Origin of the sequence: Vibrio sp. V39_P1S14PM300 (assembly GCF_009904765.1) — a bacterium.
GTDB classification, from domain to species: domain Bacteria; phylum Pseudomonadota; class Gammaproteobacteria; order Enterobacterales; family Vibrionaceae; genus Vibrio; species Vibrio proteolyticus.
Map to the genome: position 1 here is coordinate 1 of NZ_WXWP01000008.1, position 9,865 is coordinate 9,865.

8 protein-coding genes are annotated in these 9,865 nt (G+C 49.4%); 3 read left to right on the forward strand and 5 right to left on the reverse strand.

Annotated elements, in window-relative coordinates:
- From CAG65_RS00625 to CAG65_RS00640, 4 genes are all read right to left on the reverse strand, one after another.
- A partial coding sequence (locus tag CAG65_RS00625; RefSeq protein ID WP_202599222.1) for a LuxR C-terminal-related transcriptional regulator occupies nt 1–670 on the reverse strand: 670 nt, incomplete at its 3' end.
- 256 nt (nt 671–926) lie between these two features.
- On the reverse strand, nt 927–1,919 hold the full coding sequence (locus CAG65_RS00630; RefSeq protein ID WP_161451460.1) for a S1 family peptidase: 993 nt from the start codon (nt 1,917–1,919) through the stop codon (nt 927–929).
- Between the two features lie 110 nt (nt 1,920–2,029).
- The gene (gcvT, locus tag CAG65_RS00635; RefSeq protein WP_161451462.1) at nt 2,030–3,148 is read right to left on the reverse strand and encodes a glycine cleavage system aminomethyltransferase GcvT; all 1,119 of its coding nucleotides are present in this window, start codon (nt 3,146–3,148) and stop codon (nt 2,030–2,032) included.
- A gap of 286 nt (nt 3,149–3,434) precedes the next feature.
- Nucleotides 3,435–4,058, reverse strand: a complete 624-nt coding sequence (locus CAG65_RS00640; RefSeq protein ID WP_040902896.1) for a helix-turn-helix domain-containing protein — start codon at nt 4,056–4,058, stop codon at nt 3,435–3,437.
- A 421-nt stretch (nt 4,059–4,479) separates the two neighbouring features.
- Between CAG65_RS00640 and CAG65_RS00645 the strand changes: the two genes are divergently transcribed.
- The 3 genes from CAG65_RS00645 (at nt 4,480) to gcvP (ending at nt 9,172) form a co-directional block, all read left to right on the forward strand.
- Nucleotides 4,480–5,775: a serine hydroxymethyltransferase gene (locus tag CAG65_RS00645; protein ID WP_161451464.1), complete on the forward strand. Its 1,296-nt coding sequence runs from the start codon at nt 4,480–4,482 to the stop codon at nt 5,773–5,775.
- A gap of 36 nt (nt 5,776–5,811) precedes the next feature.
- Entirely contained in the window at nt 5,812–6,192 is a 381-nt protein-coding gene (gcvH, locus tag CAG65_RS00650) for a glycine cleavage system protein GcvH (protein ID WP_021706351.1), read from the forward strand.
- Nucleotides 6,193–6,301: 109 nt separating this feature from the next.
- A complete protein-coding gene (gene gcvP, locus CAG65_RS00655) occupies nt 6,302–9,172 on the forward strand; it encodes an aminomethyl-transferring glycine dehydrogenase (protein WP_021706352.1) in 2,871 nt (956 codons plus the stop codon).
- 61 nt (nt 9,173–9,233) lie between these two features.
- Here the strand turns inward: gcvP and CAG65_RS00660 are convergent.
- On the reverse strand, nt 9,234–9,865 hold a 632-nt coding region (locus tag CAG65_RS00660), incomplete at its 5' end, for a hypothetical protein (RefSeq protein ID WP_237668708.1).

The window sequence follows — 9,865 nt, forward strand, 5'->3', positions numbered from 1 at the left end:
GCTCCACCCTTTCTTCAATACCAATGTTATTGTTAGCCCAAAGCAGAGCCTGCAATCGATTCTTGGCATTAATCTTTTTAAAGATGTTGTGCAGATGGGTTTTGACCGTATTTTCGCTGACGAACAGTTCATCGGCGATCTGAATATTCGAAGCCCCCTGCCCGAGCAAACGAATGATTTCTTTTTCACGTTTGGTCAAATTTGCGTAGGTCTGAGACGTGGTTACCGCATTAGAGCTACGGAAATGATGAATGTAATCTTGTGCGAGCTTGCGTGACAACCACATCTCACCTTCGAGGATCTTTTCCATACCTTTGATCAGCAATTTCAGATCATCATCGAGGTAAAACACCCCCACCAGATTGCGCCATTTAAATAAATCGACAGATGGGATGTCTTTCGGACAATTAATCACGATCTCTTTCAGCTCGTAATCAAGACGGCTCTTAATCTGAGTGTAAACCTCAAATTTCTTGTCATCCAAATAAGAGAAATCAATCAGAACCACTTCACTGAAGATGGTATCCGGGTGAGGAGCATCTGAGAATGTGGCGAATGGAACCACACTAACGGACATGTTCAAATGGGATTCGAGCGAATCTTTAAACAGGTTCGACTGCATACTGACATCAGATAGCAGTGTGACCTGAGCCTTTCCGTTGCCCAACATATTCATCCTCCAAACTAGCCAACGTATTGTAATAACCTAAAACTATCGTTTAGTGGTCAATTGTCAATCGGTCACTACTAAAGGAGTAGATATGCAAACGATTTTATTAAATTCAAATCATAAGGTTACACTGATATTCTCATTTATAAGAAAACTATCAATAACCATCAATTCCTCTGATTTCTTCTCCGGTCGATAAAAAGCGCGAAAGGATTCCTTTCGCGCTTATCTCGTTAAGTCGAATCGCATGGACGGCTTAGCGCTTACGTAAGGCACCCGCCATCAACAAAAATACGAAAGTCATGATGCCGAGGCTACCGCCGCCACCGCCGCCCGATGAACTGCTGTCGGTGCCAGACAGGAAGTCATTGCGGCGCGAATCTGTAGCGACGAATTTTGGCGATTCCCCACCATTTAACACGTTGTCAATCCAGCTTGAAAAGCGAATCACCTCAGAAAATACCGATGTCGCATTGATGCTGGCGCTCGGATCGCCACACTGCGTATCCGGACCAAAACTGGTGACGCCAACCTGAACATATTCCGTACCGTTGTACCAGTAGAGCGGGCCGCCAGAATCGCCCTGACAAGTCGCATTTTCCAGCGTTGAACCAGTGGGCACTTCACCTTGCATACACAAGTTGTTGTCGGTGGTTACCGTGTAATTGCACTGGTTGTTTGGCACCCAGGTCAGTGTGGTTTGCAGTAACTCATTGCTTTCATCGGCGTTACTCCGCGTATCACCATGGCCAACCGCCTTAAACTCTTCGCTGTAAGCGCGGTAGGTTGAGTAATCGTCCACTGTCGGTCGAATAGCGTAATCCGCGCTGCTGACGGTCGTTAACGCCCGCTCCAGCTTCAGAATGGCAATATCGTTAAACAGGGTTTCATCTTCATAGGTCGACGGATAATAAATCTCGGAGACCATCACCCGCTCCTGCACGTTGGAAGGAAAGTCACCTTCGAGCTGAAGCTTAGGCACCACAGAGGTAAACAGATTGCCCTCTTCATCGTTAAACACGCAATGTGCTGCGGTCAGAACATACTGATTGTTCAGCAGGGTACCACCACAGTAGCTGCCGCTGCCATAGCGTCCATCGTAATCAATACGGTCGTAAAACAGGGCAACATACGATGGATAGGTGGTCACGGACGCACTGGTTCCGTTGACAATATAAGGTTGAAAATCGGCTGCGGCCACATTGGCAGAAATAGACAACACGGCAGCCATACACGTCCACTTGTTCATAAGGTATGACTCCTTCCTGTAGGAACAACTTATTATTTGAGTTATAAAAAATGGGAGACACCGATTTTATACGGTCTCTCCCATAAATTAAGTCAATTATTCGCTAGTTTCTAGCCACGATAGTAACGTTGTGGAACGAAGGGCATTTTCTCAACGGTCATTGGCAGCATTTTTCCGCGCACTTCGGCAAACAGTTCGGTGCCGACAGCCGACAGATCCGTACGGACATAACCCATTGAAACCGGCTTACCCGCTGTTGGGCCAGCAGTACCACTGGTCACGATCCCGACTTTGTTGCCTTCACCGTCATACAGTTCGGTACCTTCACGGACCGGCGCTTTCGTTTGACCAACCAAGCCAATCCGCTTGCGTGACACATCTTTGGTTTCAATCTGGTTTAGAATGATATCCGCTCCAGGGAAGCCGCCCTCACGTTCGCCGCCCGCACGACGCACTTTTTGAATGCCCCATAGCAAACTTGCTTCAACCGGTGTCGTCGTGGTATCCAAATCATGACCGTAAAGGCACAATCCACACTCAAGACGCAACGAATCACGAGCGCCCAGGCCGATCCACTCCACTTCGTCTTCTGCGGTCAGTTTGCTGGCAAACGCTGCCGCGTGCTCTGTCGGTACAGAAATTTCATAGCCATCTTCACCGGTATAACCGCTGCGGCTTACAATGCATTCAACGCCATCGATCGTCAGCTTCTGTACATCCATAAACAGCATGTCGGCCACCGCTGGCTGGTAGCGTTTCAACACTTCTGCGGCTTTTGGACCCTGCAATGCCAGTAGCGCGCGATCTTCGATCAGCTCCAGCTCAACCTCAGCGGGCAGATGTGCTTGCAGATGTTGGATGTCCTGTTCTTTACACGCCGCATTCACCACCACAAACAGATGATCGCCAAGATTCGCCACCATCAGATCATCCATAATGCCGCCCTGCTCATTGGTAAAAAAGGCATAGCGTTGCTTTCCTGCACCCAAATCGATGATGTCGACTGGCACCAGCGATTCCAAGAACGCCGGCGCCCCTTCGCCATGCAGACGAAGTTGACCCATGTGAGAAACATCGAAAAGACCCGCAGCATCACGAGTATGCAGGTGCTCTTTCTTGACACCCAGCTTGTATTGCACTGGCATATCGTAACCAGCGAAAGGGACCATTTTCGCACCCACTTCAACGTGAAGCGCATGCAGAGGTGTTTTCAGTAGTTCTTGAGTCATCTTCTTCTCCATTAAGCCAGACTCTCTGAGTTAGCCGCGATGAATTGCGATTTTTTCCGAAACGGAAACCGTGTTTCCTATAGTAAACAAGCATGCGCCTCTTTTTCATCATTAACAAGTTCAAAACAGTTCAAAATGTGACATTTAACAAGTTAGACACATTTAAAAATCGTTAAAGAAAAGCGCCACATCGATGACTTTCACATCAACATGACGCTTTTTCATTCACGTTAACTACAATAGCAAACGTTTGCATTCACTATAGGAAATTTTACTTTTTGCGATATCACTTCGCAGTGACCCACAAAATATGCGCATCTTCCTCACTGACTGAAACCAGCATGTGACCCATATTGGCATCGTAGTAAACGCTGTCACCTTCGTGCATCACTACCGGTTCATAGAACTCAGAATAGAACATCACTTCACCGGATAAAATCAGCAGAAATTCCTCGCCATCGTGACGCACCCAGTCGGTGTATTCTTCAAACGTTCGGGCACGGATACGGCTCTTAAACGGCATCATTTTTTTATTGGATAATTGCGTAGCAAGCAGCTCGTGTTCGTAGGTCGGTGTCGGATGCGGTTTTCCTTCGCCAGCGCGAGAAATATCTCGCCGACCGGTTGCTACCTTTTTCCTAGGTGGTTCAAAGAGTTGCGGCATATCTATTTGCAGTCCAGCCGCCAGTTTTTGCATCGCCTGGAAGGTCGGAGAGATCTGTTCATTCTCTATCTTACTCAGCGTTGAACGAGCCAATCCAGTACGCTGACTGGCCTCTTCCAAAGTGAGGCCCAATTTCGCACGAATATCTTTAATGCGTTGTCCCAGTTTTAACGGCTCTATATTCTGGTCGCCAGCTTCTTTTGCCAGCGTCAACGACGGGTACTCATCATAGATGTCTTCTGACATGCTTTCCCTCTGTTTCACGTCTTCTCCCTGTATTGAAAATCATTGTTGCACGAAGCTCATTGTTGATTAAAGACCACACCAGGAAATAAAGCGTGCTCTGGGTAACAGAAATGGAAACTGTGTTTCCTATTGGAAATTTTTGATTGATTGTTCTCATGACAGGGGGTATGTTATCGACTTGTTAGATGTAGAGATGCTATTTCTGACTCTGAACACCGAGGTTGTTAACAACTTTTTTTCGGAGTCTGGATACCCGGATTTCATCCCGGTATCGCCCCGGATGAGGGATATTCGCCCTGCTCTGTTCTGGCCCAGCCAACACGCTCCCTACCGTGGAACAGTGCAGATAAAAACGACAGGACTGACGACAGCCAAAAACACAATCACATCGTTCGTCAGTAGAAATGGAAGGTCATCTACCATGAGTAAAACTTACCAAAACCACAGCCTGGAAAACTTTTTCTCTACCAACCTCGCTGCTACCGACGACGCCGTCTTTGCTGGTATTCAGGCAGAATTCACGCGTCAGAATGAACAAATCGAACTGATTGCGTCAGAAAACATAGTCTCGAAGGCAGTGATGCAGGCACAAGGCACCTGCCTGACCAACAAATACGCCGAAGGTTACCCAGGCCGTCGCTATTACGGCGGTTGTGAACACGTCGATACCGTTGAAGCGATCGCTATCGAACGCGCGAAAAAGCTTTTTAACTGTGGATACGCAAACGTTCAACCTCACTCGGGGGCTCAAGCCAACGGTGCGGTCAAACTGGCCCTGCTTCAACCAGGTGACACCATTATGGGTATGTCCCTGGATGCGGGCGGCCACCTGACACACGGTGCGCGCCCGGCGTTATCTGGTAAGTGGTTCAACGCGGTTCAGTACGGCGTTAACCGTGGCACTCTGGAAATTGATTACGACGAGGTCCGTGCACTGGCGCTGGAACACCAGCCTAAGATGATCATTGCAGGCGGCTCCGCCATTCCTCGCGTCATCGATTTTGCTAAATTCCGTGCGATCGCCGATGAAGTCGACGCCATCCTGATGGTGGATATGGCGCACATCGCTGGCCTGATTGCAACTGGTGCTCACCCGAGCCCGCTACCCCATGCGCACGTAGTCACCACCACAACACACAAAACATTGCGCGGCCCACGTGGCGGCATGATCCTGACCAATCACGAAGACATCATTAAGAAAATCAATTCAGCGGTATTCCCTGGCCTGCAAGGTGGCCCGCTGATGCACGTGATTGCATCAAAAGCGGTCGCGTTCGGTGAAGCGCTGGGTCCAGAATTCAAAACTTATATTGATTCGGTGATCAGCAACGCAAAAGTTCTCGCTGAAGTATTGCAAACTCGCGGTTGCGACATTGTCACCGGCGGCACAGACACCCACCTGATGTTGGTGGACCTACGCCCTAAAGGCCTGAAAGGTAACAAGGTAGAAGAAGCGCTGGAACGTGCTGGGATCACATGTAACAAAAATGGCATCCCGTTCGACACAGAAAAACCTATGATTACTTCGGGTATCCGTTTAGGCACCCCAGCCGGCACAAGCCGCGGCTTTGGCGTTGAAGAATTCAAAATGATCGGTAACTGGATTGGTGATGTACTGGATGGGTTGGTTGAACACCCTGAAGGTAACGCAGACGTAGAAAAACGCGTTCGCAAAGAAGTCAAAGAGCTTTGCCGTCGCTACCCACTTTACCAATAACAGATTTAAATCCTCACAGTATTTGGAGATCAAGCAATGGACAAGACCCTGAAGTTTACAGACAGCCACGAGTGGGTTCGCGATAACGGCGACGGCACAGTGACGATTGGTATTTCTGAGCACGCACAAGAAATGCTGGGTGACGTAGTTTTCGTTGACCTGCCAGACGTGGAAGACGAAATCGAAGCCGGCGAAAGCTTTTCTCTGGTGGAGTCTGTAAAAGCCGCTTCAGATATCTACGCTCCTGTTTCTGGTGAAGTGGTAGAAATTAACGAGGAGCTGGAAGACAGCCCTGAGCTTATCAACGAAGAACCGTATGAAGGCGGTTGGATTGTTAAAGTGAAACTGTCTCAGCCTTCAGAGTTGGATGATCTGAAAGACGCTGAAGAATACCTGAACTCAATCGAAGAAGATTAATCAGGGAAGAAAACGAAAGCTGCCCCATAATTACATGATGGGCAGCTTTTTTTTAAAGGCCCAATATCACGGTGTCACACTGCTTGTGGGCCTTTTGGAGAAGGTAAAAATGACTGAATTACTTCAAAGCCTAAGCACACAAAATGAGTTCGTTGCACGCCACAATGGACCAAACACAAACGACCAGCAAAAAATGCTGGAAGCCATTAATGCAGTGAGCCTCGACGCGCTGATCCAGGAAACGGTTCCGGCTCAGATTCGTCTTGAGAAACCAATGGCACTGGCTGCTGCGCAAAGCGAAGCAGACATGCTACGCACCATCAAAGCGTTTGCTGACCAAAACCAAATTAAACGGACATTCATCGGTCAGGGTTACTACAACACGTTCACGCCGAATGTAATACTGCGTAACGTCATGGAAAACCCGGGCTGGTATACCGCTTACACGCCGTATCAACCAGAAATTTCCCAAGGTCGCCTTGAAGCTCTGTTGAACTATCAACAGATGGTTATGGACCTGACTGGCATGGAAATCGCGAATGCCTCTCTGCTGGACGAAGCAACCGCGGCCGCTGAAGCCATGACACTGTGTAAGCGTGCAGGCAAGAGTAAGAGCCACGTCTTCTTTGTTGCAGATGACGTACACCCGCAAACCATAGAAGTGGTGAAAACCCGTGCCGCCTTTATCGGCTTTGACGTGCACGTTGCCCCACTGGATACCCTGACGGAAACTGAAGCGTTCGGTGCATTGGTTCAATACCCGAATACTACGGGTGAAATCCGCGATTTGACAGACATCATCGCCAAAGCGCAAGCCAACAAAACGCTGGTTGCGGTGGCCACTGACCTGCTGGCCTCTACGCTGCTGAAACCTGCGGGTGAAATGGGTGCCGACGTCGTGATCGGTTCCGCACAGCGCTTCGGCGTCCCGATGGGCTATGGCGGTCCTCACGCCGCTTTCATGGCCACGCGTGACAAACACAAGCGTACCATGCCGGGCCGTGTTATCGGTGTTTCTATCGATGCCAGTGGCAACCAGGCGCTGCGCATGGCAATGCAAACCCGCGAACAGCACATCCGTCGTGAAAAAGCGACCTCCAACATCTGTACTGCTCAGGCACTGCTGGCCAACATGGCCTCTTTCTACGCGGTTTTCCACGGCGCAGAAGGCCTGCGCACCATCGCGCGTCGTACTCACCATCTGACTGCAATTCTGGCAGCGGGTCTGACGAAATCAGGTTACGAGCTGGCGCACAATAGCTTCTTCGACACCATCACCATCAATGCTGGTGACAAAACCGCAGAACTGTACGCCAAAGCGCAAGCGGCAGACATCAACCTGCGCCTGCTGGCCAGCGAAGGTAAGCTTGGCATCAGCTTCGACGAAACCACCACCACATCAGACATCGAAGCGCTGTTTGCCGTATTTGGTGTGTGTGAAGACATCAATGCGCTGTCGAGTGACATCGCCGCCAATGAGTTTGCAGCGATTCCAGAAAACTGCCGTCGTACCTCGTCTTACCTGACGCATCCGGTATTCAACACGCACCACAGCGAAACGCAGATGATGCGTTACCTGAAGCAATTGGAAAACAAAGACTTCTCTCTGACTCACGGTATGATCCCACTGGGCAGCTGTACCATGAAACTGAACGCCGCAGCGGAAATGATTCCGGTGACCTGGCCAGAGTTCGGTTCCATCCACCCGTTCGTACCAAAAGAGCAGGCAGCCGGTTATGCGGCACTGGCGAAAGATCTCAAAGAGAAGCTGTGTGAAATCACTGGCTACGATGAGTTCTCACTCCAGCCGAACTCAGGCGCTTCTGGTGAATACGCAGGCCTGATCGCGATTCAGCGTTACCACGAAAGCCGTGGTGAAGGCCACCGCAATGTGTGTCTGATCCCAAGCTCTGCACACGGTACCAACCCGGCAACGGCGTCCATGGTTTCGATGAAAGTCGTGGTGGTGAAATGTGACGACAACGGCAACATCGACATCGACGATCTGGCAGCGAAGATAGAGAAGCACAAAGACAACCTGTCGAGCATCATGATCACCTACCCTTCTACTCACGGTGTATACGAAGAGCAGGTGAAAGAAGTGTGTCAGATGGTTCACGCAGCTGGCGGTCAGGTTTATCTCGACGGTGCTAACATGAACGCTCAGGTTGGCCTGACGTCCCCGGGGTTTATCGGCTCTGACGTCTCGCACCTTAACCTGCACAAAACGTTCTGTATCCCGCACGGCGGCGGCGGTCCGGGCATGGGGCCAATCGGTGTGAAATCGCACCTGGCGCCATTCCTGCCTGGTCACATTGAAGGTGGTCTGGAAGGTGAAGACTTCGCCGTAGCCGCAGCGGATTTGGGCAGCGCGTCGATTCTGCCAATCTCCTGGGCGTACATCGCAATGATGGGCGCAGAAGGCCTGACACAGGCAACCAAAGTGGCAATTCTGAACGCGAACTACGTGATGGAGCGTCTGCGTCCACACTACCCGGTTCTTTACCGTGGCAGCAACGGCCGCGTCGCACACGAATGTATTATCGATATTCGTCCGCTGAAAGAAGAAACAGGCATCAGTGAGGAAGACATCGCGAAGCGTCTGATGGACTACGGTTTCCACGCACCGACTATGTCTTTCCCGGTAGCAGGTACCTTGATGGTCGAGCCAACCGAATCGGAAGATTTAGAAGAGCTGAACCGCTTCTGTGAAGCCATGATTGCCATCCGTGAAGAGATGAACAAAGTGAAAAACGGCGAATGGCCGCTGGACAACAACCCACTGGTTCACGCACCACACACCCAGGCAGATCTGGCCAACGCAGAATGGGACCGTCCATACTCGCGCGAACTGGCTTGCTTCCCGTCTCAAGCGGCCAAGCAATCCAAGTACTGGCCAACGGTTAATCGTGTCGACAACGTGTACGGCGACCGTAACCTAATCTGTTCATGCCCAAGCATCGACAACTATGAAGATTAAGGTTGTTGTACAAGCTTAATTGAAAAGCAGCCACTGGCTGCTTTTCTTAAGTCTTATTAGGCTATTCTTGTGGTGTAGTTTTTAGCATCAGTAACACTATCACTGCACTAATAGCCCAACTTACGAGTAATTGTAACCAAATTATTAGCTGAATTTGCGAATTGGAAAACGAAGCATGTTCAGGAATTATGACTTTCAGCAATACGCTACACGCGAAAGGCAAGATCAGCAGCACGAGGGTTTTACCAAAACGCCACCCAATGTTGAGACAGCGACGATACAATAATCGACTTGCGAAAAAAAACACCAGTAGCCACCAAAATAAAAAGAAAACGATTTCGCCAGCATCAAAACTAGTCAAGCTAACATCTCTACCATCCAATTTGGCCACAACAATAATGATAACAAACGGTATCAGTAGTGCACCATTCCACATCATCAGACGTAAGTTTTGCCAAAAGTAACCAACAGCATGAAGTTGATCGCGACTTTTGTGTTTTGGGTTAATTTTTAGTAGTGGATGCTTTGGCTGATACCGTTCTAACTGTGGCTGCTTACGGAACCAAAATATATGTAACGTCAGCCAAAGCAAGGTTAAAACGAATTCAATCATAAAAACATCACTATTGAACACCAGACTTGTATTTGCTGAGATGTGTATCAGTGTGATTATAAAAAGCGTGGTACCTAAAT

Bases quoted from the DNA above. Each gene is read 5' to 3' on its own strand.
- gcvH (WP_021706351.1), top strand. From the start codon at position 5,812: ATGGACAAGACCCTGAAGTTTACAGACAGCCACGAGTGGGTTCGCGAT.
- gcvT (WP_161451462.1), bottom strand. From the start codon at position 3,148: ATGACTCAAGAACTACTGAAAACACCTCTGCATGCGCTTCACGTTGAA.
- CAG65_RS00645 (WP_161451464.1), top strand. From the start codon at position 4,480: ATGAGTAAAACTTACCAAAACCACAGCCTGGAAAACTTTTTCTCTACC.
- CAG65_RS00640 (WP_040902896.1), bottom strand. From the start codon at position 4,058: ATGTCAGAAGACATCTATGATGAGTACCCGTCGTTGACGCTGGCAAAA.
- gcvP (WP_021706352.1), top strand. From the start codon at position 6,302: ATGACTGAATTACTTCAAAGCCTAAGCACACAAAATGAGTTCGTTGCA.
- CAG65_RS00630 (WP_161451460.1), bottom strand. From the start codon at position 1,919: ATGAACAAGTGGACGTGTATGGCTGCCGTGTTGTCTATTTCTGCCAAT.